General features: G+C 71.4%; 22 protein-coding genes. 9 read left to right on the forward strand and 13 right to left on the reverse strand.

Annotation, left to right across the window (positions count from 1 at the left end; all coding sequences use genetic code 11):
* Positions 1-51: 51 nt before the first annotated feature.
* Together ACFC96_RS02265 and ACFC96_RS02270 are read right to left on the reverse strand one after the other, a co-directional pair.
* Entirely contained in the window at positions 52-429 is a 378-nt protein-coding gene (locus tag ACFC96_RS02265; RefSeq protein ID WP_116508308.1) for a helix-turn-helix domain-containing protein, read from the reverse strand.
* Complete coding sequence (locus ACFC96_RS02270; protein WP_340459933.1) at positions 426-677, reverse strand: thiamine-binding protein; 252 nt, start codon at positions 675-677, stop codon at positions 426-428. The genes ACFC96_RS02265 and ACFC96_RS02270 overlap by 4 nt, the downstream gene beginning before the upstream one ends.
* 160 nt (positions 678-837) lie before the next feature.
* On the opposite strand from ACFC96_RS02270, the gene ACFC96_RS02275 reads away from it, so the two are divergent.
* The 3 genes from ACFC96_RS02275 to ACFC96_RS02285 all read left to right on the forward strand — a co-directional run bounded on the left by ACFC96_RS02275 (position 838) and on the right by ACFC96_RS02285 (position 4,287).
* Positions 838-1,677: a TIM barrel protein gene (locus tag ACFC96_RS02275; protein WP_376609678.1), complete on the forward strand. Its 840-nt coding sequence runs from the start codon at positions 838-840 to the stop codon at positions 1,675-1,677.
* 56 nt (positions 1,678-1,733) lie between these two features.
* Positions 1,734-2,624 (forward strand): 2-hydroxy-3-oxopropionate reductase, encoded by an 891-nt coding sequence (locus ACFC96_RS02280; protein WP_376251278.1) that lies wholly within the window; start codon positions 1,734-1,736, stop codon positions 2,622-2,624.
* Positions 2,625-2,829: 205 nt separating this feature from the next.
* Positions 2,830-4,287, forward strand: a complete 1,458-nt coding sequence (locus tag ACFC96_RS02285) for a catalase (RefSeq protein WP_340460786.1) — start codon at positions 2,830-2,832, stop codon at positions 4,285-4,287.
* Between the two features lie 482 nt (positions 4,288-4,769).
* Here ACFC96_RS02285 and ACFC96_RS02290 read toward each other — a convergent pair whose 3' ends face one another.
* Complete coding sequence (locus tag ACFC96_RS02290) at positions 4,770-5,063, reverse strand: hypothetical protein (RefSeq protein ID WP_376609680.1); 294 nt, start codon at positions 5,061-5,063, stop codon at positions 4,770-4,772.
* Positions 5,064-5,232: 169 nt separating this feature from the next.
* Here ACFC96_RS02290 and ACFC96_RS02295 point away from each other — a divergent pair, with 169 nt between their 5' ends.
* Entirely contained in the window at positions 5,233-5,565 is a 333-nt protein-coding gene (locus ACFC96_RS02295) for a hypothetical protein (RefSeq protein ID WP_376609682.1), read from the forward strand.
* A gap of 66 nt (positions 5,566-5,631) precedes the next feature.
* Here ACFC96_RS02295 and gcl read toward each other — a convergent pair whose 3' ends face one another.
* Positions 5,632-7,410 (reverse strand): glyoxylate carboligase, encoded by a 1,779-nt coding sequence (gcl, locus tag ACFC96_RS02300; protein ID WP_376251272.1) that lies wholly within the window; start codon positions 7,408-7,410, stop codon positions 5,632-5,634.
* A gap of 319 nt (positions 7,411-7,729) precedes the next feature.
* Between gcl and ACFC96_RS02305 the strand changes: the two genes are divergently transcribed.
* The gene (locus tag ACFC96_RS02305) at positions 7,730-8,530 is read left to right on the forward strand and encodes a hypothetical protein (protein WP_340460009.1); all 801 of its coding nucleotides are present in this window, start codon (positions 7,730-7,732) and stop codon (positions 8,528-8,530) included.
* A 103-nt stretch (positions 8,531-8,633) separates the two neighbouring features.
* Here the strand turns inward: ACFC96_RS02305 and ACFC96_RS02310 are convergent, their stop codons facing one another.
* On the reverse strand, positions 8,634-10,280 hold the full coding sequence (locus ACFC96_RS02310; protein ID WP_376609683.1) for an AMP-binding protein: 1,647 nt from the start codon (positions 10,278-10,280) through the stop codon (positions 8,634-8,636).
* Complete coding sequence (locus ACFC96_RS02315) at positions 10,277-11,983, reverse strand: AMP-binding protein (protein WP_376251266.1); 1,707 nt, start codon at positions 11,981-11,983, stop codon at positions 10,277-10,279. Before ACFC96_RS02315 ends, ACFC96_RS02310 begins: the two co-directional genes overlap by 4 nt.
* Before the next feature lie 109 nt (positions 11,984-12,092).
* Here ACFC96_RS02315 and ACFC96_RS02320 point away from each other — a divergent pair, with 109 nt between their 5' ends.
* The 3 genes from ACFC96_RS02320 (at position 12,093) to ACFC96_RS02330 (ending at position 15,251) form a co-directional block, all read left to right on the forward strand.
* Positions 12,093-13,022 carry a response regulator transcription factor gene (locus ACFC96_RS02320; protein ID WP_376609685.1) on the forward strand — a complete coding sequence of 310 codons (930 nt, stop codon included), beginning with the start codon at positions 12,093-12,095 and terminating at the stop codon, positions 13,020-13,022.
* A 93-nt stretch (positions 13,023-13,115) separates the two neighbouring features.
* A complete protein-coding gene (locus ACFC96_RS02325; protein WP_376609687.1) occupies positions 13,116-13,760 on the forward strand; it encodes a LysE family translocator in 645 nt (214 codons plus the stop codon).
* A 327-nt stretch (positions 13,761-14,087) separates the two neighbouring features.
* A complete protein-coding gene (locus ACFC96_RS02330; RefSeq protein WP_376609689.1) occupies positions 14,088-15,251 on the forward strand; it encodes a magnesium and cobalt transport protein CorA in 1,164 nt (387 codons plus the stop codon).
* On the opposite strand, the gene ACFC96_RS02335 is transcribed toward ACFC96_RS02330, so the two are convergent.
* The 5 genes from ACFC96_RS02335 to ACFC96_RS02355 form a co-directional block, all read right to left on the reverse strand.
* A complete protein-coding gene (locus tag ACFC96_RS02335) occupies positions 15,229-15,516 on the reverse strand; it encodes a hypothetical protein (RefSeq protein ID WP_376609691.1) in 288 nt (95 codons plus the stop codon). The genes ACFC96_RS02330 and ACFC96_RS02335 overlap by 23 nt on opposite strands.
* Before the next feature lie 91 nt (positions 15,517-15,607).
* Positions 15,608-16,963, reverse strand: a complete 1,356-nt coding sequence (locus ACFC96_RS02340) for a diacylglycerol/lipid kinase family protein (protein ID WP_376609693.1) — start codon at positions 16,961-16,963, stop codon at positions 15,608-15,610.
* Between the two features lie 235 nt (positions 16,964-17,198).
* Complete coding sequence (locus tag ACFC96_RS02345; RefSeq protein WP_376609695.1) at positions 17,199-17,894, reverse strand: M24 family metallopeptidase; 696 nt, start codon at positions 17,892-17,894, stop codon at positions 17,199-17,201.
* Between the two features lie 45 nt (positions 17,895-17,939).
* Entirely contained in the window at positions 17,940-20,723 is a 2,784-nt protein-coding gene (locus ACFC96_RS02350; protein WP_376251254.1) for a molybdopterin-dependent oxidoreductase, read from the reverse strand.
* Complete coding sequence (locus ACFC96_RS02355) at positions 20,720-21,553, reverse strand: FAD binding domain-containing protein (RefSeq protein ID WP_376609697.1); 834 nt, start codon at positions 21,551-21,553, stop codon at positions 20,720-20,722. The genes ACFC96_RS02350 and ACFC96_RS02355 overlap by 4 nt, the downstream gene beginning before the upstream one ends.
* Positions 21,554-21,813: 260 nt before the next feature.
* Here ACFC96_RS02355 and ACFC96_RS02360 point away from each other — a divergent pair, with 260 nt between their 5' ends.
* Positions 21,814-22,275 carry a VOC family protein gene (locus ACFC96_RS02360; protein WP_376251250.1) on the forward strand — a complete coding sequence of 154 codons (462 nt, stop codon included), beginning with the start codon at positions 21,814-21,816 and terminating at the stop codon, positions 22,273-22,275.
* Between the two features lie 26 nt (positions 22,276-22,301).
* Here the strand turns inward: ACFC96_RS02360 and ACFC96_RS02365 are convergent, their stop codons facing one another.
* Together ACFC96_RS02365 and ACFC96_RS02370 are read right to left on the reverse strand one after the other, a co-directional pair.
* A complete protein-coding gene (locus ACFC96_RS02365) occupies positions 22,302-24,110 on the reverse strand; it encodes a bifunctional sugar phosphate isomerase/epimerase/4-hydroxyphenylpyruvate dioxygenase family protein (protein ID WP_376609699.1) in 1,809 nt (602 codons plus the stop codon).
* A 59-nt stretch (positions 24,111-24,169) separates the two neighbouring features.
* Positions 24,170-25,045, reverse strand: a complete 876-nt coding sequence (locus ACFC96_RS02370; protein ID WP_376609701.1) for a shikimate dehydrogenase — start codon at positions 25,043-25,045, stop codon at positions 24,170-24,172.
* Between the last annotated feature and the right edge of the window lie 126 nt (positions 25,046-25,171).

Below are 25,171 nucleotides of genomic sequence, written 5' to 3' on the forward strand. Positions count from 1 at the left end.
CCGGTATCCGGACGGCGGCTGGTTCGACACCTTGGCGTGCTAGTGGGCGGCCTACTCCCCCTTGGCCGCGTTTTCCCTGTTCAGATAGTTGTAGACGGTGAACCTGGACACCCCGAGCGCCCCGGCCACGGTCTCCACTCCGTGCCGCACGGAGAAGGCGCCTCGTGCCTCCAGTATCCGTACGACCTCCTGCTTGGCCTTGCGGTCGAGAGCCGACAGGGGCATGCCCCGCCCGCGCTCCATGGCCACCAGGATGTGATCCAGGGAGTCGGCCAGCTGGGGCAGCCGTACGGCGATGACCTCGCGCCCCTCCCAGTGCAGGACGACGTCGTCCTTGCCGGCCTCCTGCGGCGGCAGCATCTCGCCCCCCATGGCGTCCACCAGCGGCTTCACCGCGCTGACGAAGGGGACGTCTCCTGTAGCGGTCACTTATCGCCCTCCCCCATCACATTGACCTGGAGCGAGACGCGGGTGGCGCCGGCCGCCAGGGCCTGGCGCAGCAGCGCGTCCACCGCACCGAGCACGGCGTCCGCCTCCCCTTCGGCGGTGTTGCCGAAGGGCCCGACATCCACCGCGTCCAGTTCGGCCTTCTGGATGACCTCGCGGGCGACGACCGCGTGGGGCGGTGCCTCGTCGAGGTCGAAGGGCTCGGTCGTGAACTCCACTCTCAATCGCACGGGGTCAACCTACTGCCGCGAGCTGTTTTTCCGGCAGCCCCTCTTGACAAGAGCGAAGCATCCCCGGCAGTCTTCCATCAAGCAGAAACGAACTTCCGCAATACGGAACTCGACATCGAGTGCCGTACGGATCTCGATACGGAAGGGAGCGCCGACCCCCATGGGATTCGCAGACCAGCGCTTCAACGTCAACCTGTCGATCCTCTTCACGGAACTCCCGCTCCTGGAGCGCCCCGCGGCCGCCGCCGCGGCGGGCTTCACCGCGGTCGAGCTGTGGTGGCCCTGGGTCGACGCCCCCACCCCCGAGCAGTCCGAGCTCGACGCCCTCAAGAAGGCGATCGAGGACGCGGGCGTACAGCTCACCGGGCTCAACTTCTACGCCGGACAGCTGCCGGGCCCCGACCGCGGCGCCCTGTCGGTCCCCGGCGAGGAGAGCGACAGGTTCCGCGCGAACATCGACATCGCGGCGGACTTCGCACAGTCCCTCGGCTGCAAGGCGCTCAACGCGCTGTACGGCAACCGCGTCGACGGCGTGGACCCGGCCGCGCAGGACGAGCTCGCCCTGGAGAACCTCGCGCTCGCGGCCCGCGCCGCCGACCGCGTCGGCGCGATCCTCCTGATCGAGGCACTGAACAAGCCCGAGTCGCCGCTGTGCCCGATCGTGAGCGCCCCCAAGGCGATCGAGATCGTGGACAAGGTGAACGCCGCCACGGGCCTCGGCAACGCCAAGTTCCTCATGGACCTGTACCACCTGTCCATGAACGGCGAGGACCTGCCCGCGGTGATCGAGCAGTACACCGCGAAGACCGGCCACGTGCAGATCGCCGACAACCCGGGCCGCGGCGCCCCCGGCACCGGTTCGCTCCCGCTCGAGGAACTGCTCGACCAGCTGGCGAAGACAGGCTACGAGGGCTACGTCGGCCTGGAGTACAAGCCCGGCGACAAGCCGAGCGCCGAGGCCTTCGACTGGCTGCCCGCCGCGGCCCGCGCCGCGCGCTGAGCGCCATACGGCGCGCCAACTCACCTACGTACGACCGCAGTTAGAGAGGCACCCTCATGAGCAACCTCCCCAAGATCGCGTGGATCGGACTCGGCATCATGGGCTCCCCCATGTCCGAGAACCTGATCAAGGCTGGTTACTCGGTGACCGGCTTCACCCTCGAGAAGGACAAGCTGGAGCGGCTCGCGGCCGCCGGCGGCACCGCGGCCGGCTCGATCGCCGAGGCCGTCAAGGACGCCGACGTCATCGTCACGATGGTGCCCGCCTCTCCGCAGGTCGAGGCCATCGCGTACGGCGAGAACGGCATCCTCGAGAACGCGAGGTCCGGCGCGCTGATCGTCGACATGTCGTCGATCACGCCGCAGACCTCGGTGGACCTCGCGAAGGCCGCCAAGGACAAGGGCATCCGCGTCATCGACGCCCCGGTCTCCGGTGGCGAGGCCGGCGCGATCGAGGCCGTTCTGTCGATCATGGTCGGCGGCGAGCAGGCCGACTTCGACGAGGCCAAGCCGCTCCTCGAGGCCCTCGGCAAGACCATCGTGCTGTGCGGTCCGCACGGCTCGGGCCAGACCGTGAAGGCCGCCAACCAGCTGATCGTCGCCGTGAACATCCAGGCGTGCGCCGAGGCCGTGGTCTTCCTGGAGAAGTCCGGCGTGGACCTGACGGCCGCGCTCGACGTCCTCAACGGCGGCCTGGCCGGCTCGACCGTCCTGACCCGCAAGAAGGACAACTTCCTGAACCGGGACTTCAAGCCCGGCTTCCGGATCGACCTGCACCACAAGGACATGGGCATCGTCACCGACGCCGCCCGCAACGTGGGCGCCGCCCTGCCCGTCGGTGGTGTGGTCGCCCAGCTCGTCGCCTCCCTACGCGCCCAGGGCGACGGCGGCCTCGACCACTCCGCGCTGCTGCGCGGCGTCGAGCGCCTCTCCGGTCAGCAGGTCTGACCCCCCGGACTTCCGGGCCGTGGCGGCGCTGACACCTGTCCTGTCGCGCCCAGGCGTCGCCACGGCCCGGAACCATGCCTTTCAATTCAACAAACTGTTGACCACAACTTCAACAAACTGTTGACGTAGCTGTTCAGAGCCTCTTACGCTCCGGTTCACCGTCAGCAGTCCCAGCAGTTCCGTACGGAAGGTCACCCTCGCCACCATGTCGAAGCGTGTGCTCACGACCGAGTCCGGCGCTCCTGTCGCCGACAACCAGAATTCCGCCACCGCCGGCGTCGGTGGCCCGCTTCTCCTCCAGGACCAGCACCTCCTCGAGAAGCTCGCTCGCTTCAACCGCGAGCGCATCCCGGAGCGTGTCGTCCACGCGCGCGGTTCCGGCGCGTACGGCTACTTCGAGGTGACGGACGACGTCACCGGCTTCACCCACGCCGACTTCCTCAGCACGGTCGGCAAGCGCACCGAGACGTTCATCCGCTTCTCCACCGTCGCGGACAACCTCGGCGGCGCGGACGCGGTCCGCGACCCGCGCGGCTTCGCGCTGAAGTTCTACACCGAAGAGGGCAACTACGACCTCGTCGGCAACAACACCCCGGTGTTCTTCATCAAGGACCCGATCAAGTTCCCCGACTTCATCCACTCCCAGAAGCGCGACCCCTTCACGGGCAAGCAGGAGGCGGACAACGTCTGGGACTTCTGGGCGCACGCCCCCGAGGCCACGCACCAGATCACCTGGCTCATGGGCGACCGCGGCATCCCTGCCTCGTACCGCCACATGAACGGCTACGGCTCGCACACCTACCAGTGGACGAACGCCGAGGGCGAGGCCTTCTTCGTCAAGTACCACTTCAAGACGAACCAGGGCATCCGCTCCCTCTCCGGCGAGCAGGCCGCCGAGATCGCGGGCAAGGACCCCAACTCGCACCAGACGGACCTGCTCCAGGCCATCGAGCGCGGCGTGAACCCGTCCTGGACGCTGTACGTGCAGCTCATGCCGGTCGCCGAGGCGGACGACTACCGCTTCAACCCCTTCGACCTCACGAAGGTGTGGCCGCACAAGGACTACCCGCTGCAGCGCGTGGGCCGCCTGGTCCTCGACCGCAACCCGGACAACGTCTTCGCCGAGGTCGAGCAGGCCGCGTTCTCCCCGAACAACTTCGTGCCCGGCATCGGCCCCTCCCCGGACAAGATGCTCCAGGGCCGCCTGTTCGCCTACGCGGACGCGCACCGTTACCGCCTGGGCGTCAACCACACGCAGCTCGCGGTGAACGCGCCGAAGGCGACCGCTGCCGACAACTACGGCCGCGACGGCCTGATGGCGTCGAACGCGTACGGCCGTGACCGCAAGAACTACGAGCCCAACTCGTACGACGGGCCCGCCGAGACCGGCCGCCCGCTGTCGGCCCCGCTCGCCGTCGCCGGCTACACCGGCACGCACGAGGCGCCCGCCCACACCAAGGACGACGACTTCTTCCAGGCGGGCGAGCTGTTCCGCCTCATGTCGGAGGACGAGAAGTCCCGCCTGATCGCCAACATCGCCGGTGGCCTCTCGCAGGTCTCGCGCGACGACGTGATCGAGAAGAACCTGGCTCACTTCCACGCCGCCGACGCCGAGTACGGCAAGCGCGTGGAGGAAGCGGTCCGCGCCCTGCGCGAGGACTAGCACCCGAGCCGCGTCCGGGGCCTGACGGGAGGTCAGGCCCCGGACGCGAAGCCCGCGCCACTGTGCAGACCCGGATGAGGGGTGGTCACACGGCGGTGCGGGCGGTCCGCCCCAGGCGGACAGGCACGGTCCGCGGCGGCTCTGCGAGCCAGTGCGGTGGTCAAGATCCTTGCGGCTCCTTCTCGACCTGAGGGAAAGGCAGCCGCCGGGGTTCATCCCAGGCCGCCGCGGTACCGGCCACACCACGGAATCCGCCCGGCGGCACGCATGCATGTTTCGCCAGTCGCGTGCCTTCGGGCGGCACCAACTCCCTTCGGGGACAGCTCCCTTCAGGGAATCCTCCCTTCGGGGGAGGCTCGCTTCGGGGGAAGCGCAGAACGCCGAGTACGGACGGTCCCGTACTCGGCGTTCTTGCGTTGCTCAGGACGCGCCGCCGGCCGCCCGCGCGATCAGCTTCTCGCGCAGCACCGTCCACTGCGCCGTCATGTCGTGCACCAGACAGAGGTCGCGCCGCCGCGTCCAGGCCTGGCCCGACTCGGGTCGTACGTGCCCGGCATCTCGAAGCCGGCGGGCGCGTACGCCGTCATGCCGCGGTCGTGCGTGGTCTGCACACAGCGCTTGACGTGGTCGCGGAATCCGATGACGCCCGCCGTACCGATGCCCTCCGGCAGCTTCTCGCTGATCTCCACGACCCGGGCGGCGACCCCGTCCGTGCTCAGGTAGGCGAGGGCGCCGTCCGGCGCGACGACCGGCTCGATCGACGTCACCCGGGTCATGCCGTACTTGGACTTCAGGAAGCGCGATCTCCCACTGCGCGTACACCGGTACGTCCCTGCGGGCGCGCACACGGGCGACGGTGTCCGCCAGTTCCTCGTTGACCGGGCCCGGCTCGTACATGACCTTCGTGGGGTCGCCGCCCCCGGCAGGCGGACGGTTGCCGAAGCCGTGGGCGACGAGGAAGTCGATCCGGTCCAGGGCCGCCGTCGGCGGGTGCCGGTCGAAACCGATGTCGTGGACGTGGGGCTCGACGGCGCGGGCGGTGGCCCGGTCGTCGAGTGCGTCGCCGAGCGCGGCCCGCATGTTCTTCCTCAGCCGGTCGTCGCCGTGCGAGGGGACGGGGGCCGCGCCGAGCAGGGCGGGGGCGGCGGCCGCTGCCGCGATGCCCGCGGCGAATCCACGTCGCTCCATGACCGGATCGTCGCCGTCCAGGACGGCTCACCGCGCCGACACCGGGCAGCGGGCGGGTGTCGGCGCGGTGTCGTACGCGAGTTCCGGTGACATGCCGAGGGGGCGGTCCACCCCCCATCGGGTGGACCGCCCCTGGTCGGACCGGCAGACGCCTGATCAGGCCGTCAGCGGCCGGATCGCGGTCGGCGCGTGGCCGGGCTCGGTGGCGAGCTCCTCGAACTCCTTGACGGCGCTGATGTCGGCCGTCGGGCTCATCGAGATGTTCGTGATGCGCTCCAGGATCGCCTCGACGACGACCGGCACCCGGTACTGCGCGGCGAGCTTCTTGGCCTCCTCGAAGGCCGGCAGGAGCTGGTCGGGCTCGGTGACGCGGATCGCCTTGCAGCCGAGGCCCTCGGCGACCTTGACGTGGTCGACGCCGTAGACACCGAGCTCGGGGCTGTTCTGGTTCTCGAACTCCAGGTTGACCTGGAAGTTGATGTCGAGACCGATCTGCGCCTGGCGGATCAGGCCCAGGTAGGCGTTGTTGACCAGGACGTGGACGTACGGGATGCGGTGCTGCGCGCCGACCGCCAGCTCCTCGATCATGAACTGGAAGTCGTAGTCGCCGGAGAGCGCGACGACCTGGGTGTCCGGGTCGGCGGTGGCGACACCGAGCGCGGCCGGGATGGTCCAGCCGAGCGGACCGGCCTGGCCGCAGTTGATCCAGTGGCGCGGCTTGTAGACGTGCAGCATCTGCGCGCCGGCGATCTGGGAGAGGCCGATGGTGGTGACGTAGCGGGTGTCGGGCCCGAACGCCTTGTTCATCTCCTCGTAGACGCGCTGGGGCTTCATCGGCACGTTGTCGAAGTGCGTGCGGCGGTGCAGCGTGCCCTTGCGCTCCAGGTGGGAGGCGACCCACGCGGAGCGGTCGGGGAGCTTGCCCGCGGCCTTGAGCTCGCGCGCGACCTCGACGAACAGCTCGAGCGCGGCCTTGGCGTCGGAGGCGATCCCGTAGTCCGGGGCGAAGATCTTGCCGATCTGGGTCGGCTCGATGTCGACGTGGACGAACGTGCGGCCCTCGCGGTACACGTCCAGCTTGTAGCCGGTGTGACGGTTGGCCCAGCGGTTGCCGATGCCGAGGACGAAGTCCGACTCCAGGAACGTGGCGTTGCCGTAGCGGTGGCCGGTCTGCTGGCCGACCATGCCCGCGTTCAGGTCGTGGTCGTCCGGGATGGTGCCCCAGCCCATGAGGGTCGGGACGACCGGCGTGTTGGTGATCTCGGCGAACTCGACCAGGAGGTCGGAGGCGTCCGCGTTGATGATGCCGCCGCCGGCGACGATCAGCGGGCGCTCGGACTCCAGGAGGAAGGAGATCGCCTTCTCGATCTGGGCACGGGTCGCGGCCGGCTTGTAGACGGGCAGCGGCTCGTACGTCTCCGGGTCGAAGTCGATCTCGGTCTGCTGGACGTCGATCGGCAGGTCGATGAGGACCGGGCCGGGACGGCCGGAGCGCATCAGGTGGAACGCCTGCTGGAAGACGCCGGGCACCTGGGCCGCTTCGAGGACCGTGACGGCCATCTTGGTGACGGGCTTGGCGATCGAGGCGATGTCGACGGCCTGGAAGTCCTCCTTGTGCAGGAGGTGGCTGGGCGCCTGGCCCGTGATGCACAGGATCGGGATGGAGTCACCGGTGGCCGAGTAGAGGCCGGTGATCATGTCGGTGCCGGCCGGGCCCGACGTACCGATGCAGACCCCGATGTTGCCCGGGTTGGTACGGGTGTAGCCCTCGGCCATGTGCGAGGCGCCCTCGACGTGGCGGGCCAGCGTGTGGCTGATGCCGCCGACCTCCTTGAGGGACTTGTAGAAGGGGTTGATGGCGGCACCCGGCACGCCGAACGCGTTCGTGACGCCTTCGCGCTTGAGGATCTCAACTGCCGCGCTGGCAGCGGTCATACGAGCCATTGAGTTCTCCTGCTTCGGCTGTCGGATTCGCGCTCCCGTCGCGCCCCGCGGCGAGCTGTGAGTCCGTGTCGTCTTCGTACTGTCTTCAGCTTCTAATTTCCACATTGCGGAAACTAGGTTCTGCTATATGGAAGCAATGTAGGCGGCAGCCCTCCGACCGTCAAGGGAGGGCCTCTCTCCGACGGATCCGGAGGGATCTCGCCCGACTCCCCGCCACGGCCGGGGAGTTTGGAGGACGATGGGCACCGAGGGCGGGAAGCCATCGCGTGAGCCCGGGTGCGAAGCCCCGGGCCGATGCCGGGAGTGGGTCATGGCTCAGAACGTGCCGGTGCGGTGCCCCGCCTGCCGGCGTGAACAGGTGTATGTGCCACCGGTCTATCCGTGCTCGTGCGGCGCGCCCGTCGTGGCGCCGCTGCGGCGCGGGGCGGCCGCGGAGCCGGTCACGCACCGCACCTGGCTCGACGACTGGGTGACCGTGCGGTGCGGGGCCTGCGGGCGCCGGGACCGCTGGCCGCGCCCGGAGCTCGGCTGCGCGTGCGGCACGGTGCTGCGGATCCCGGTCGAGGGCGATCCTGCGCCGAGCCACGACGCGTCACCGGACTCCGACGCGGTGGGCGGCGCGACCTGGCCGGGACCCGCGCATCCGCCCATGGCCGACGGTCCGGATCCGGCCGGTACGACGCGACCGGGGCCCGCCCACATTCCGCTGCCGCCCACGGCTCCCGTCCCTCGCCCCGCGTTCCGGCCGGTGGCCATCCGCACGGCGCGCGACGCCGTGACCGCCGTCGCCCTCTATCTGCGCTGGCTCGGCTACCGGGACGTCCGCCGCGCCGACCAGCGCCCCTCGTCGGGCATCGGCCTCGCGGCCCGCGGCGTCGTCGCCCAGGTCGAGCCGTCGGTACGGCCCGCCACCCTGCGGGACGTGGAATGCCTGTGGCTGACCGGGATGACGGAGTCCGCGGTCTGCGTCTACTTCTCCCTCGCGGGCTACGACGAGGAAGCACGCACCCGCGCCGACGAACTCGATGTCCCTCTCTTCGTCCTCGACCTGGCGGGCGTGCCCCAGCCGGTCAACAATCCGGCGGACGAACTGATAGCGGCCGGGGCGTAGGCCCTGCCGGGCTCCGCCTCAGGGACGGGCACGCGGGCGGGGTCTCACCCGGGCCGACCGCGCCCGGGTGAGACCCCGCAGACATCCGTACGATCCACGCGCCTCAGCCGGCGTCGTCCCCGTACCCCTCCCGCAGTTCGATCTTGCGGACCTTGCCGCTCACCGTCATCGGGAACGCGTCCAGGATGCGCAGCCGGGCCGGCGTCTTGTAGTGGGCCAGCCGGTCGCGGCAGTACGCGCGCAGCTCCTCCAGGGTGAGCGTGTCCTCGGGGTCGCGGAGGATGACACAGGCCAGGACCTCCTCCCCGTACCGCTCGTCGGGCACGCCCACGACCTGGACGTCCGCGATCTTCGGGTGGGCGTAGAGGAACTCCTCGATCTCGCGCGGGTAGACGTTCTCGCCGCCTCTGATGATCATGTCCTTGATGCGGCCGACGATCTGGACGTAGCCGTCCTCGCGCAGGACCGCGAGGTCGCCGGTGTGCATCCACCGTCCCGGGTCGATGACCTCGGCCGTCTTCTCGGGCTCGTCCCAGTAGCCGAGCATCACGCTGTAGCCGCGTGTGCACAGCTCGCCCGGCTCGCCGCGCGGCAGCGTCACGCCGCTGACCGGGTCGACGACCTTGACCTCGATGTGCGGAAGGACGCGGCCCACCGTGCCGGTGCGGCGCTCCAGGTCGTCGTCGCGCCGCGTCTGCGTGGAGACGGGCGACGTCTCGGTCATGCCGTAGCAGATGGACACCTCCGCCATGTGCATCTCGGCGACGACCCGCTTCATGACCTCGACGGGGCACGGCGAACCCGCCATGATGCCGGTCCGCAGCGACGACAGGTCGTACGTCGCGAAGTCGGCGAGGTTCAGCTCGGCGATGAACATCGTCGGGACGCCGTACAGCGACGTGCACCGTTCGCGCTCGACCGCGTGGAGCGTGGCGACGGGGTCGAAGGACGGGGCGGGGATGACGATGCAGGCGCCGTGCGACGTGGCGCCGAGGTTTCCCATCACCATGCCGAAACAGTGGTAGAAGGGCACGGGCAGACAGACCCGGTCCTGCTCGGTGTAGCCGACCGTCTCGCCCACCCAGAAGCCGTTGTTCAGGATGTTGTGGTGGGAGAGCGTGGCACCCTTCGGGAAGCCGGTCGTGCCCGAGGTGTACTGGATATTGACCGGATCGTCACAGCTCAACTCGGCTTGCCTGGCCTCGAGTTGCTCCACCGTCACCGCTGCCGCGCCCGCCGTCAGGGCGTCCCATCCGGGGTCGCCGATGAAGACCGTCTCGCGCAGCTCGGGGCACCGCTCCCGCACCTGCCGGACGAGGGCCCGGTAGTCGCTGCCCTTGTGTTCGGTCGAGGCGATGAGGATCGAGACGCCCGCCTGCTTGAGCACGAACTCCAACTCGTGCGCCCGATAGGCGGGGTTGATGTTCACCATGACCGCGCCGATGCGCGCGGTCGCGTACTGCACGAGGACCCACTCGGGGCAGTTGACCGCCCAGATCCCGACCCGGTCCCCCTTGAGGACACCTCTGGCGAGCAGTCCGCGCGCCAGTTCGTCGACGTCCGCGCCGAACCGGGCGTAGGTCCAACGGCGTCCGGACGGCACGTCGACCAGCGCGTCACGGTCGGGGTGGGCGGCCACGGCCCGGTCGAGGTTGCGGCCGATCGTGTCGCCGAGGAGCGGGGCCGGGTCCGTCCCGTGCGCGTACGACAGGGGCGGGGTCTCGGTCGTCGTGAGCGATTCGCGTGTCATCGGAAGTCCTCCTCGCGGTACTCGGCCGTGGAACCCCGCGCCGTGCGCTCGCGCAGCTCGATCCGCCGGATCTTGCCGGAGACCGTCTTCGGCAGCTCCGCGAACTCCAGGCGCCGGACACGCTTGTAGGGCGCGAGGACCTCTCGCGAGTGCTCGAACAGCAGCTTCGCCGTGCCGGCCCCGGGTTCGTACCCCTCGGCGAGGACGACGTACGCCTTGGGGACCGCGAGCCGCAGCTCGTCGGGAGCGGGCACGACCGCCGCCTCGGCGACCGCCTCGTGCTCCAGGAGCGCGCTCTCCAGCTCGAACGGGCTGATCTTGTAGTCGGAGGCCTTGAACACGTCGTCCGAGCGGCCGACGTACGTGAGATAGCCGTCGGCGTCACGCGAGCCGATGTCGCCGGTGCGGTAGTAGCCGCCCGCCATCGCCTCGGCCGTGCGGTCGGGGTCCTCGTGATAGCCGGTCATCAGGCCCACGGGGCGCTCGGACAGGTCGAGGCTGATCTCGCCCTCCTGCGCGCCGGGTTCGCCCGTGACCGGGTCCAGCAGCTCCACCTTGTAGCCGGGGCTGGGGCGCCCCATGGAACCGGTCTTCAGCTCCTGGCCGGGGCTGTTGGAGACCTGCACGGCCGTCTCCGTCTGCCCGAACCCGTCCCGGATGGTGACCCCCCAGGCGCGCCGCACCTGCTCGATGACCTCGGGGTTCAGCGGCTCCCCCGCGGCGACGACCGCGCGCGGCGGCGTCGCGAGCTGTGTCAGGTCGGCCTGGATGAGCATGCGCCACACGGTGGGCGGGGCGCAGAAGGACGTGACGCCCGCGCGCTCCATGACCTCCATGAGCCGGCCCGCGTCGAAGCGCGTGTAGTTGTAGAGGAAGACGGTCGCCTCCGCGTTCCAGGGCGCGAAGAAGTTCGACCAGGCGTGCTTGGCCCAGCCGGGCGACGAGATGTTCAGATGGACGTCCCCGGGACGCAGGCCGATCCAGAACATGGTCGCCAAGTGCCCCACGGGATACGACACATGGGTGTGCTCGACGAGCTTGGGCCGTGCGGTCGTGCCGGAGGTGAAGTACAGCAAGAGCGGGTCCTGCGCGAGGGTGGCGCCGTCGGGCTCGAAGGTCTCGGACGCGTCGTCGGCGTCCTCGTACGAGAGCCAGCCGTTCGTCGCGCCCGCGTCGCTCGCGCCGACCACGGTCCGGGTGAAGTCACCGGGGACCTCGGTGAACTTCTCGACGTCCTCGGGCCGCACGATGACGTGCCGGGCCCGGCCGCGGTCGACGCGGTCACGCAGGTCGGCGGGGCCGAGCAGCGGCGTCGCGGGGATGACGACGGCCCGCAGCTTCATCGCGGCGAGCATGATCTCCCACAGCTCCACCTGGTTGCCGAGCATCAGGAGGACCCGGTCGCCCGCGCGAACTCCCTGGCCGCGCAGCCAGTTCGCGACGCGGTTCGAGCGGCGGCGCAGCTCGTCGAAGGTGAAACGGCCCTCGCGACCGTCCTCCTCGACGATGTGCAGGGCCGTCTTCCCGTTGCCGTCGGCGACGGCGTCGAACCAGTCGAGGGCCCAGTTGAACCGCTCGGGGCGCGGCCAGGCGAAGCCCTCGTACGCGGTGGTGTAGTCGTCCGCGTTCCGCAGCAGGAAGTCCCTGGCCGTGCGGAACTGCTCGGTCGGGCTCGGATCCGTACCGCTGGTCGCCGTCGTCATGTGTCCTCCTCATTGCGGACCGTGCGTGCCATCGTGTAATCCGTGACGCAGATCTCACCACCCCCGGACGGGGGTGGTGTACGACCCGCTCTCTGGAGGGACACGGCGAGTGAGCGCAGACGGGGCCGACGCGGTGGAGATGCGGGCCGCTCTGGTGCGGCTGCGGCGGGGCACCGGACTGCCCGTCGCCTTCGGCGGACTCATGGCGGGCGGCCCCGTGACGGGCGGCGCCGGCTCGGTGCGCATCGGCGAACTGAGCGGCGCGGTGACGGGCGCGCTGCGCGGTCTCGCCATCGCGACGGGCAACGGTCTGGGCGGCAAGGCGCTCGCCCTGTCCCGGCCGTGCGCCGTCACGGACTACCCGGTGTCGCGGCACATCAGCCACGAGTACGACGCGGCGGTCGAGGCCGAGGGCCTGCTCTCCGTCCTCGCGGTCCCCGTCGTCGTGCGCCGCCGGGTCCGGGGCGTCCTCTACGGTGCCCTGCGCACCGCCCAGCCACTGGGCGATCGCACACTGGGCGAGGCGGTCGCGGCCGCGCGCGACGTGGAACAGGCCCTGGTCGTACGGGACGAGGCACGCTCGTTGCTGGCGGCGGTGGCCGGAGCGGGAGCCGCCGGTTCGGTCGCTGGTGGGGTGGCCGGGTCGGTTGCCGGTACGGGTGGCCCGGCGGCCGGTCCGGGAGCCGGCGCGGCGGTCGGTGCGGCGGCGTGGGAGGAGGTGCGGGAGGCGCACGGCGCGCTGCGGGCGCTCGCGCCTCGTGTCGTGGATCCCGTACTGCGCGAGGAACTCCTCGCGGTGTGCGGGCGGCTCGCCTCGGCGACGGCTCCGCCACGGGTACGCGACGTGGGCCTCACGCCACGCGAGACGGACGTCCTCGCGTGTGTGGCCACGGGCGCGACGAACGCGGTCACGGCCGAGCGGCTCGGGCTGCGGCCCGAGACGGTCAAGGCCTATCTGCGGTCGGCGATGCGGAAACTGGGCGCGCACACGCGCCTGGAGGCGGTGGTGGCGGCACGGAGGGCGGGGCTGCTGCCTTAGCCGTTCCTCGAGGGCCACGCTCTCGGACGTCGGGAGCACTGCCCTGCAGTGCTCCATGGACGGGCAAGGGGGGTGCGGGACATGCTGGGGACCATGGTGTCCACCGACCGGTATCTCGCCTTCGCGGCGATGTCGCTCCTCGTGATCGTGATCCCTGGGCCGAGCGTGCTGTTCGTGATCGGGCGCGCGCTCGCGCACGGCCGGCGGACGGCGGTCGCGACGGCGCTCGGCAATGTCGTCGGCTCGTACGTGCTCGTGATCGCCGTGGCGCTCGGCATCGGTTCCCTCGTGGAGCGCTCGGCAACGGTGTTCATGGCGGTGAAGCTGGCGGGTGCCGCGTATCTGGTCCTCCTCGGCGTGCAGGCTTTCCGGCACCGCAAAGAGATGAGGGCCGAGGACATCCGGGGGCCACAGGGCCCGCCGCGCGGCGATCTGCGTACGGTCGCGGACGGCGCGCTCGTCGGGGTCACCAACCCCAAGGGCATCGTCTTCTTCGCGGCGGTCCTGCCGCAGTTCGTGGACCACTCGGCCGGTCAAGTGCCCGCGCAGATGCTCCTGCTGGGGCTGATGCCGATCTCGATCGGCCTGGTCACGGACACGCTGTGGGGCCTGACGGCGTCCGCCGCGCGTACCTGGTTCGCCCGGTCCGACCGGCGTCTGTCCCTGATCGGCGGCACGGGAGGCTTCGCGATGATCGGCCTGGGCGTGACGGTCGCGGCGACGGGCCGCGCCGACTGAACCCCGACGGTCGGCCCGGCGCCTCGGCTGCCGCCGGCCGGGCCGTACGGTCCCGCACCTGAGGCCGCAGGCGCCCGCGCCGCCCGGCGTGCGCGCGGTGGCCTCGGCCTCGTGCGGCGCCTCAAGCCACCGGCCCCGCCGGACCGCCTGTCTTCCTGCCTTCCTCCTCCCCTGCCTTCCTCCTCCCCTGCCCTCCTGCCCTCCTGCCGGAGAGGGGCCCACCTCGCATTCGCTCTCCCCGACGATCACCCCGCACCGGCCGTATTTGGGCCATATATCCTGCACAGTGGCCGAAGTGACAGCCGTTTCGACACGCAAGGCGGAGACATGGCAGAGCGGCGGGCCCGCCCCGGAGCGGAACCGAGGAAGTACACGTGGCGCCGCACCGCCGGACAGCCGCCGGTGAGCCCGCCCGAGAGCAACGCCACTTCACCCTCGCCCGCCACGCCCGCGAACCCCGTGTCGGAGACGGGCAGCGTGGTGCAGGCCGCGCTGTACCGGGACGGAGTACGGGTGTCGTCGCCCGCGACGCTCGCCGAGACGTTCCGTGAGCTGGGCCAGCAGCCGGACGGCATGGCGTGGATCGGCCTGGCCCGCCCGACCGAGGCCGAACTCCTCTCCCTGGCAGGCGAGTTCGACCTCCACCCGCTCGCGGTCGAGGACGCGCTGGAGGCACATCAGCGGCCGAAGCTGGAGCGGTACGGCGACACGCTGTTCGTCGTCCTGCGCGCCGCCCGCTACCTGGACGCGCCGGAGGAGGTCGAGTTCGGGGAACTGCACGTGTTCGTCGGCGCGGACTTCGTCATCACGGTCCGCCACGGCGCGGCGCCCGACCTGTCCGGTGTGCGCCGCCGCATGGAGGACTCCCCCGAGCTGCTGAAACTCGGCCCCGAGGCGGTGCTCTACGCGATCCTCGACGCGGTGGTGGACGGCTACGCCCCGGTCGTCGCCGGCGTCCAGACGGACATCGACGAGATCGAGACGGAGGTGTTCACCGGTGCGCCCGAGGTCTCCCGGCGCATCTACGAACTCTCGCGCGAGATGGTCGAGTTCCAGCGCGCGACCCGCCCCCTGGTGGGCATGCTGCACGGCCTGATGGCGGGCTTCGCCAAGTACGGCACGGACGAGGAACTCCAGCGCTACCTGCGGGACGTGGCCGACCACGTCACGCACACCAGCGAACGGGTCGACGGCTTCCGCCAGGCTCTCGCGGACATCCTGACGGTGAACGCGACGCAGGTGACCCAGCAGCAGAACGCGGAGATGCGGGCACTGGCGGAGGCCGGCTTCGAGCAGAACGAGGAGATCAAGAAGATCTCGTCCTGGGCGGCCATCCTCTTCGCCCCGACGCTGGTCGGCACGATCTACGGCATGAACTTCGACCACATGCCGGAGCTGAGCTGGGGGTTCGGCTACCCGTTCGCGATCCTGCTGATGGCGGTGGTGTGCGTGAGCCTGTACTTCATCTTCAAGCGGCGGGACTGGCTGTGACGACGAGCGGACCGGCGACCGCCGGCGTGCCGTAGTCGCCCCGGATCGGGTTTTCCTCGCCGGGGAAGTCCCGCACGCGGGCGTCCTCCACAGGATGGTCGGCCTGGAAGGCGACCGCGAAGGACACGGCCACGCAGATCCGGGCGACGGCGACCGGGGTGAGTGCCGACGCCGCGCGGGCGGCGGGATCGAACCCGGAGCCGATGTGCCCGGGGCGCCACATCACCGCGGCCACCGGCGAGGCCGGCGCGATGAAGGTGCTCACCGTCGATCGGCGGCGTTCGGGGAGCCACTGACTCCGACGGATGTCGTCCCGCGCCGGCAGTGCCCCGTTCGCGGCCGTCTTCCGTCGTCCGTCAGGCGGGGGGTTCGTCGTCGGTCCGCTCGGTGCGGCCGAGCGCGAGAGCGATGACCAGTCGCCAGTTCACGGCCCGTGCGGGTGCGACGGTGCCCGGACGGTCACGCGGCACCAGGACCCGCAGGGCGCCGGCGCGCAGCGTGCACACGACCGGGGTGGGCATCTGCAGCGCCTCGCCGTCGACCGCGACGGGGATCTCGCCCGTGCCGGCGGTCACCTCGACCCGCTGTGCGGTCATGACGGTCAGCCCCGTGGACTGCGTGCCCCGCACGGCCAGGTCGGCGGCCTGCGCGGCGTCCTCCACCCGGATCCCGAGCACGCCCAGCTCGCCGTCGTCGAGACTGGGCCGACGGCCGCCGGCGCCGATCTCGTCGAGTGAGGCGTACGGGTTGTTGCTGACCAGCAGTGCCTGCCGGGCGCGGAGCACGGTGCCGTCGACCTGCGCGTCGAGGCGTCGCACCCCTTCGCCGAGCAGCAGGTCCGGCATGAGGGACAGCACCGTGCCCGCCTTGTCGTCGCGGTACTCGGGCCGTTGCACGACGTCGGCGTACACCCCGAAGGACACGGTGTTGACGAAGGCCCGGCCCCCGACGTCGCCGAGGTCGACCCGGAGCTCCTCGCCGTCGGTCAGCGCGCCGAGGCAGCGAGAGGGGTCGGAACGGTCGAGGCCCAGGTCCATGGCGAAGTGGTTGCGGGTGCCGGCCGGGACGACGAGGAACGGCAGGTCGTGCTCGGCGGCGACCGCCGCGACCAGGGCCTGGGTGCCGTCGCCGCCCGCGACACCGAGCAGGTCCGCGCCCTCTGCCACGGCCCGCCGGGCCAGCGCGGCGACGTCGGCCGGGACGGACGGGTCGAGCAGGATCACCCGCGCGCCGAGTTCCTCCGCACGCTCGACCAGCCCGAAGCGGCCGACCTTCCCGCCCCCGGACTTCGGATTCATGATCAGGACGGGCCGGTTCGGCGGGGGCACGGCGCTCGCCCGCCACGGGCGTTCGGGACGCGACCTGCGCAGCGCCGCCCGGGCGAACGCCGCCGCCGCGGCCCAGCACAGGTACAGGCCCAGAGCCGTCAGCCACAGACGGTCGTGCGCGAAGACCACCAGGACGGCGACGGGTGCCAGGACCGCGAGGAGCGCCCCGAGCAGCCGCACCGCGCCGCGGTGTGCCACGAACCACCAGACGCCCGCGGCGCAGGCGACCAGCCCGAGGAGCCCGGACCCGACGATGACGAGCCCGCCCTCCCCCAGTGCGAGCACGAGCACGGCCACCGAACCCATCGCCGCGAGCACGGCCAGACGCGCCAGCAGCCGCGCGGCCCCACTCTGTTCGGGGCCCTGCGCACCCATCCTGCCCATGATGTCCTCTCCGTGCCGTCGCCGGCCGCGAGCCAGGTCCGAGACATGGCGCCGGCCTGCGCACTCCCGTACCGCACAGCATCCCAGCGGGCCGTGAGGCGGCCCCGTACACCGCGCTGAGACGGGCAAGAACAAATGAATCCCTCTCCACGTGCCGCCGTCGCCGCTCCAAGGCGTAGGCGTGGAGGGGCTGTTGGGGACGGCAGGAGCTCCGGACGCGGACTGCCACGTCACGTCACCCCAGGTCGAGGAGCCCCTTGTGCGAGCCGCCGAAGCCCCCGTGCTCGTCGAGCAAGGTGATCTCCAGCAGCCAGTGGGCCTGCCAGCCGTCCTCGGCCGTACGGCGCAGGGGGCGGTCGTTCGCCGGGGAGATGTACGCGTCGGACCGGGCGCAACGGGCGTCCGTTCCCACGATGTGGCCCGCATGACGTCCGCCCAGTGTCCAGCCCGCCTCGGTCGCCAGGGTCCGGACCTCGGCGTGCAGACGGCTGCCGGTCAGGGTCCGGTCCGCGTGGAACGCCTCGCGGGCCGCCGTGAACAGCCTCGGGAGGTCATCGCTGAGGCGGCGTCTGTCCGGGTCCTGGCCGATGACGACCGTACGTACGAATCCCGATGCGTAACCGGCGAGGACCGGGCCGAGGTCGGCGATCACGATGTCGTCCTCCCCGATGATCCGGTCCTCCGGTGGTTCCTGGCCGGCCGGCAGGGCGCAGTGCGGCCCCGATCGCACGGCCCGCCAGGAACCGCACGTGCGCCAGGCGGGTGCTTCCCGCGCCAGGGCGCCGATGCGGTCGCTCACCTCACGTTCGCTGCTGCCCGGGGCGATCAGACCCCGGGCGGCGACCTCGGCGAACAGGGCCTGGGCCATCCGCTGGCCCTCCACGAGGCCCAGGGCGCGCAGCCGTTCGTCCATCCGGTCGGGTGCTGCCATGCTGCGGTTCCTCTTCCGTTCCGTCCGGACTCCGTTCGGCCCGGGTCAGGCGCCCGGAACGGACCGGTGCCGGTCGAGGGCGAGCCAGACACGGTCCCGGGTGACCGGCATCTCGGTGAACCGGATGCCGGTGGCGTCGCGCAGCGCGTTGGCGAAGGCGGGGGCGACCGGGTTGAACGGGCTCTCGCTCATCGACTTGGCGCCGAGCGGGCCGATCGCGTCGGTGGTCTCCATGAAGTGGACCTCGGTGCGCGGGACGTCGGCGTACTGCGGGAGGCGGTAGCGGCGGAAGGCTGCGGTCGTGACCTCGCCGCGGTCGTCGACGCGTACCGTCTCGAAGAGCGTCGCCCCGAGCGCCTGCGCGACGCCTCCCTCGACCTGGCCGCGGCACTGCATCGGGTTCATGACCTTGCCCGCATCGGCCGCGTGGACGCTGCGCAGGATGCGGATCTCGCCGGTGTCGGGATCGACGGCGAGGCGGAACCACTGGGCGTTGAAGGCGACGGAGCGGGGCGATCCGCCCCAGTGGCCGTCGGCGGCCACCTCGTCCGTCGCGCCCTTCGCCTCGGCCGCCTCGTACAGCTCCTTCAGCGTCACCACCCGGCCCGCGCAGTCGACGGCCTCGGCCCCGAGCACGCACAGGTGCCGGGCGACCCCCGTGTGCCGGGCGGCGAAGGTCCGCAGCCGTTCGGCGAGCGAGCCGGCGGCGAGGAGGACGGCCTTGCCGGCCACCACCGTGCCCGCGGAGCCGAAGGCCCCGGTGTCGTGGCGGACGACGTCGGTGTCGGACTGCCGGACCGTGAGGCGGTCCTCGGTGGTGTTCAGGGCGCCCGCGGTGATCTGCTTGTGGACGGTGGTGGTGCCGTTGCCGAACTCGGCCGTGCCGACGGCGATGTCGTACGTCCCGTCGGCCAGGAGGGACACGCGGGCGTCGGCGTAGTGCCCGCCGGGCGGGCCGGTCGCGATCATGGCCATGGCCGTGCCCTGCCCGACCAGCCAGCCCTCGGGGGCCTGCTGGGCGCTGGTGTCCTCGGCGATCGCCTTGCGCACGACCCCCAGGCACTGGTCGAGACCGTACGAGGCGATGTGGAGGTCCTCCTCCTCGCCGATCGGGCTGAGCATGTGCTCGCCGGGGCCGATGATGTTCTTCTCCCGGAAGACGAGGGGGTCCATGCCGAGCCGGCGGGCCAGCTCGTCCATGACCGATTCGACGGCGAAGGTGACCTGGCCGAGGCCGTAGCCGCGGAAGGCGCCGGCCGGGACGACGTTCGTGTAGACGGAGAACGCGTCGACCTTCTTGTGCGGGGCGCGGTAGACGGCGAACGACTCGCCGACGCTGTGGAACATGACGGCGGGGCCGTGGTTGCCGTAGGCGCCGGTGTTGGCGACGACGCGCATCTGGATCGCGGTCAGGGTGCCGTCGGTGCGGGCGCCGACCTTGATGCCGACGGTGAAGGGGTGGCGGGTGGTCGCTCCGTAGAACTGCTCCGCGCGCGTGTACTCCAGCTTCACCGGCCGCCGCAGCTTCAGCGCCGCCAGCGTGACGACGTCCTCGGTCAGCATCTCCTGCTTGCCGCCGAAGCCGCCGCCCACGCGCCCGGCGACGACGCGCACCTCGTCCTCGGGCAGCCCGTACAGGGCGCACAGGGCGCGGCGCGTCAGGAACGGGGTCTGGGTGGAGGAGCGGACGGTGAGGCGTTCGCCGGTGCCGTCCTCCTTGGGCTCGAAGTACGCGACGCAGCCGTGGGTCTCCAGGCTGGCGTGCTGGACGCGCTGCGTGCGGAAGGTCTCCTCGTGGACGACGTCGGCGTCGGCGAAGCCGTCCGCGACGGAGCCGATCTCGCCGTGCACTTCGCCGGCGACGTTGTTCTCCACGCGGGAGATCCGTACCTCGGGGCCCTTGCCCTCGTGGATGACGGGGGCGCCGGGGGCCATCGCCTTCTCGGGGTCGGTGACGTACGGGAGTTGCTCGTAGACGACGTCCACCCGTCGGCAGCCCTCCTCGGCGGCCTGTTCGCTGTCGGCGACCACGGCGGCGACGCGCTGGCCGACGTGGCGGACGGTGTCGTCGAGGACGCGGGTGTCGTCGGGGTCCTCGGTGGGATGCTCGTGACGGGCCGAGGAGTACAGGGTCTCGGGGGCGTCCTCGTGGGTGAGGACGGCGTGCACGCCGGGCACGCGCAGGGCGTCCGCGGTGTCGATGGAGACGATGCGGGCGTGCGGATGCGGGGAGCGCAGCAGCTTCATGTGGAGGAGGCCGGGCACCTCGACATCGAAGGTGTAGCGGGCGGTGCCGGTCACGACCTGGGGGCCCGCGGGCGCGCCGAGGCTCTTGCCGACCGCCTTGCCCGCGCAGGGGCGTTCGGTGTGCCGCACGCCCCGCACGGAGTCCTCGATCGCGCGGTAGCCGGTGCACCGGCAGATGTTGCCCTTGAAGGCGCGGGGCAGGTCGTCCAGTTTGCCGTCGTCGTGTTCGGTGCCCCGCTCGGCTTCGAGGGCGGCCGTCGTCATCAGGAATCCGGCGGTGCAGAAGCCGCACTGGAACCCCTGGGCACCGAGGAACTTCTGCTGGACGGGGTGGAGTTCACCCTCCGGGGAGGCGAGCCCCTCGACGGTCGTCACGGAGCGGCCCTGTGCCCGTACGGCCGGGTACAGGCAGCTGTGGACCGGCTCCCCGTCCACATGGACCGTGCAGGCGCCGCAGTCGCCCGCGTCACAGCCCTTCTTCACCCCGAACCAGCCGCGCTCGCGCAGATACGTACGCAGACACTGGCCCGCCCGCGGCTCGGTGTCGAAGTGCTGGGCGTTGACCTCGATGTCGAAGCTCATCGTGCACCGTCCTGGGAGAGCCGGGTCAGTTCGTGGCGGACTTCCTCGGCGAGGCGGAAGCCCATGTGCCGCCGCCACTCGGGCAGTCCGTGGATGTCGTCGAACCAGTCGTCCTCGCCCACGGCCGCTTCGATCGCCCGCCGGAGTTCGCCCTTGTCGGGCGGCAGCGGGAACCAGAGGCGGAACGGCCGTACGGTCGCCGCGCTGATCGTCACCGCCATCGACCCGTCCACCGGATCGAGCGTCCCGATGACCAGCGCTCCCGAGCGGCCGAGCCCGTACAGCGACGCCTGGCGGAAGGCCGTACGGCAGCCGAGTGCCCGCGCGGGCACGGTGACCGAGCGGAGCAGTTCGCCCTCGCCGAGGTCCTTGCGGCCCGCGCCGGTGATGAAGTCGGCGACCTTCACGGTCCGCCTCACCCCTGCCTGCGACTGGAGCAGACAGGTGCCGTCGAGTGCGGCGGTCAGCGAGATCATGGGTCCGGCCGGCAGCCCGTTGCACAGGTTCCCGCCCACGGTCGCCATGTTCCAGATCTTGAACGAGGCGAGAAAGGCACGACAGCACTGCTCGATCAACGGAGCCGCCGGGGCCCCGAACTTCCGCCCGAACCGGGAGAGTTGGGCGATGGTGCACGTGGCCGCGATCTCCAGCGAGCCGTCCTCGCCGAGGGTGAGGGACTCCCAGCCCATGCGGCTCAGATCCACCAGGCGCCGCAGATGGGGCTGCGGCTCGGAGAACAGGTACGTGCCCCCGCCGAGCCAGGCGTCGCCCGGTTGCCAGGGCTCGCGCAGCCGCGCGTCACGCACTTCCTTCACCGTGTTCAGATCCATGTCTCCAACCCCCCTCAGCTGCTGCCTCACAGCCAGTGAAGCCGGGAGCGGGGCCGGAAACGACTGGTGCACCACACGGAAAACGTCACCCCCGCGCCGTGGGCATTGGTTGAACGACCAAGCAGCTTTCGGTTCCGGCACACCGGCAATACGAGCGGAATCTGTCCGCAAGAGCTGCCAGGGTGGCTTGAGGGACGCCTACGCACCGTCCCGCGGACCTCGCCCGCGCACACGCACCCTGCTACGAACGGAGCACCCCCGTGAGCCGCCACATCCAGGTCACCTTCGACGCCCACGACCCGAGGGCGCTGTCGTCGTTCTGGCGCGACGTACTGGGCTACGTCCACCCCGGGCCGCCCGGCGTCGAGGTCCCCGAGGGCGCCGACCCGCTGGCCGCGTGGGACGACTTCCTCACGCGGATCGGCGTACCGGAGGAGCAGCGCAACACGCGGTCCGCCATCGAGGACCCGGAGGGGCGGGGTCCGAGGCTGTTCTTCCAGCAGGTGCCGGAGGACAAGGCCGCCAAGAACCGCGTCCACCTCGACGTCCGCGCGGCCCCTGGTCTGGAGGGGGAGGAGCGGATGACGGCGCTCGAGGCCGAGTGCGCCCGGCTCGTCGCCCTCGGCGCCGCGCGGGTGCGCCGCGACGAGCCCGCTCCCCCGCTGAGCACGGGCTACATCGTGATGACCGACCCGGAGGGAAACGAGTTCTGCCTGGACTGACGCGTCACGGCGGTACTGCGCGGGGCCTACCTGCGTCCGGGGCGCAGTGCGTGCTGGGCGGCGAGACGGACGGGGGCGTTCTGGGCTCCGTAACCGCGGTACCCGCCGTCGCGCTGGACCACTTCGAAGAAGACGCGGCCGACCGTCTCCGTGTAGAAGTGCCGGAAGGTGCCGTGCTCGTCACGGTCGTAGAGGATGCCGAGCTCCCGGTACGCCTCCGCCTCGCCCGGGGCGAACTCGAAGCGCGCCGCCAGGTCGTCGTGGTAGTTGGGCGGTACGGGCAACGGGCGCCCGCCCGCGTCCTGGAAGGCGCGCGCGGCGGCGACCACGTCGTCCGTCGCCAGGGCGATGTGCTGGGCGCGGCCGGCGTCGTCGGCGGGGCCGGGGCCGATGCCGAGGGCGATCCGCACCGTGCCGTCGTCGTTCGTGACGGCGCGGCTGCGCAGCAGCCCGTAGGGGTCGGCGACGTCGACGCTCTCCTCGGGCTCGAGGCCCAGGACCGTGCGGTGGAAGAGAGCGGCCTCGTCGAACTGGTGCCAGGGCTGGGTCAGGGCGAGGTGGTCGATGCACAGGACGGCGCCCCGCGGATCCGGTTCTCCGGCGCCGTCGCCGGTCAGGGGCGGGAAGTCCTCCCTCCAGTTCGGCAGGCCCGCCCGGTCCGTCGCGCAGAAGAAGATCTCCACGCCGTCGGGCGCCGCCACCGCGTCCAGCGGGGCGTCCTCCGGTGCCCGGTAGCGCGGCAGCACGGGGGCGAGGAGCGACTCGGCGCGGGCCGCCGCCCCCGCCGGGTCGGGGGATTCCAGGCCGAGCGCGGCGAGGGCGAGCCCGTCGCGGTGGCGGACCGGATCCGTGGTGACGAGGATGCGGGCCTCGCCGCGCTGCCACAGTTCGACGGGCTTGCTGCGGTGCCTGGCCGTCCGGGCCAGGCCGAGCGCGCCGAGGAGTGCGGACACGGCACCGGCGTCCGGGGTGGTGAGTTCCGCGAAGGCGAAGCCGGTGGGCTGGACCGGCGCGGGCGGCGCCGCGATCTGTGCGGCCTCCTGGAGGAGCATCAGGGAGCGCCGGGCGTCGACGGCGGTGGGGCCCGCGTCGGCCTGCCGGAAGACGTCGTTGAACACTTCCAGCGAGAGCGGGCCCGTGTAACCGGCGTTGATCACGTGCCGGACGAGTCCGGTCACGTCCAGGCCGCCCTGCCCGGGAAAGCAGCGGTAGTGGCGGCTCCACTGGAGCACGTCCATCGCCATCAGCGGGGCGTCGGCGAGCTGGAGGAAGAAGATCTTCTCGCCGGGGATGCCCTCGATGCCCTTGGGGTCGCAGCCGCGGGCGAGGATGTGGAAGCTGTCCAGACAGGTGCCGAGCGCCGGGTGCCCCGCCGCCTCGACGATGCGCCAGGCATGGTCGTAGGTGCTGACGTGGCGGCCCCAGGCGAGTGCTTCGTAGGCCACGCGTACGCCGTGTTCCTGCGCCGACTCCGCGAGCCTGTGGAGGTGTTCGGCGGCGAGCGCGTCGTCGTCGACGGCGAGGGGCGAGACGCTGGAGCACACCAGGACGGTGTCCGTGCCGAGCCGGTTCATCAGCCGGAACTTGTGTTCGGCGCGGCGCAGGTTCCGCTCGAACTCCTTCGGCGGCACTGCTTCGATGTCCCGCATCGGCTGGTAGAGGTCGATGGTCAGGCCGAGGTCGGCGGTGCGGGTCCTGATCTCCTCGGGGGTCAGGGGACTCGCGAGGAGGTCGTTCTCGAAGATCTCCACCCCGTCGAATCCGGCGGAGGCGGCGGCGGTGAGTTTCTCGGTCAGGGATCCACTGAGCGAGACGGTGGCGATCGAGGTGCGCACGACGGTGCTCCTTCGGAGGGGACGGGGTGGGGGTGGGCGCGTCGGCCGGGGCGGGCGGGTCAGCCCCGTGCGGCCGCCGCGCCCGCGAGTTCGGCGATGTCCGCGAGCATCCGCGCGCTGTCCGGCTCGCGGCGTGTGAAGAGCCGGAACGCGTCGGCGGCCTGGAACACCGCCATGCCCGCCCCGTCGAGCGTGGCGCAGCCCAACTCCCTCGCGGTGCGGAGCAGTTCCGTCTCCAGCGGCCGGTAGACGACTTCCGCGACCCACAGGGACGGGCGCAGGAGCCGGGCGGGGAGCGGGAGTCCGGGGTGGGCGGCCATGCCGGTGGGCGTGGCGTGGACGAGGCCGTCGGCGCGGGCGAGGTGCTCCTCGATACGGTCCTGGGTACCGGCGGACGCGCGGCCCTCGCCGAAGTGCCTGTTCAGCGACGTGGCCAAGGCCGCGGCGCGTTCGGCCATCGCGTCCACGACGGTGAGGTGGCCGCCGCCCAGCGTGAGCACGGCGTGCGCGACGGCCGCGCCCGCGCCGCCCGCGCCGAGCTGCACGACCCGGTCGAGCGGGGCCTCGGGCAGGCCACGGGCGAAGGACGCTGCGAATCCGGTGACGTCGGTGTTGTGGCCGACGGCGCGCCCGCCCTCGAAGACGACCGTGTTGACGGCGCCGAGCGCTTCGGCCTGTGGGGCGAGCTCGTCGAGGTGCGGGATGACGAGCTGCTTGCAGGGGTGGGTGATGTTCAGGCCGTCGTAGCCCACGGCCCGGGCCGCCCTCACCAGGTCGCCGACCTGGTCGGGGGTGGCCCCCAGGGGGTCGATGTCGATCAGCCGGTAGAGATAGCGCAGGCCCTGACGGTCGGCCTCCCGCTCGTGGAGCGCGGGGCTCAGCGAGGGGCCGATGCCCGAACCGATCAGACCGACGAGGCAGGAGTCCTGAGGCACCGTTTCTCCTAATGTACGAACTGGTTCGTTAGTGATACCAGGAACGCGGCATCCTGGAAAGGGCAGCCGGCCACCGGCCCCGGCGCTGCTTCTACAATCACCAGCACCGAACCGACCCGGAGGAAC

This window comes from Streptomyces sp. NPDC055955 (assembly GCF_042270245.1).
GTDB lineage: Bacteria > Actinomycetota > Actinomycetes > Streptomycetales > Streptomycetaceae > Streptomyces.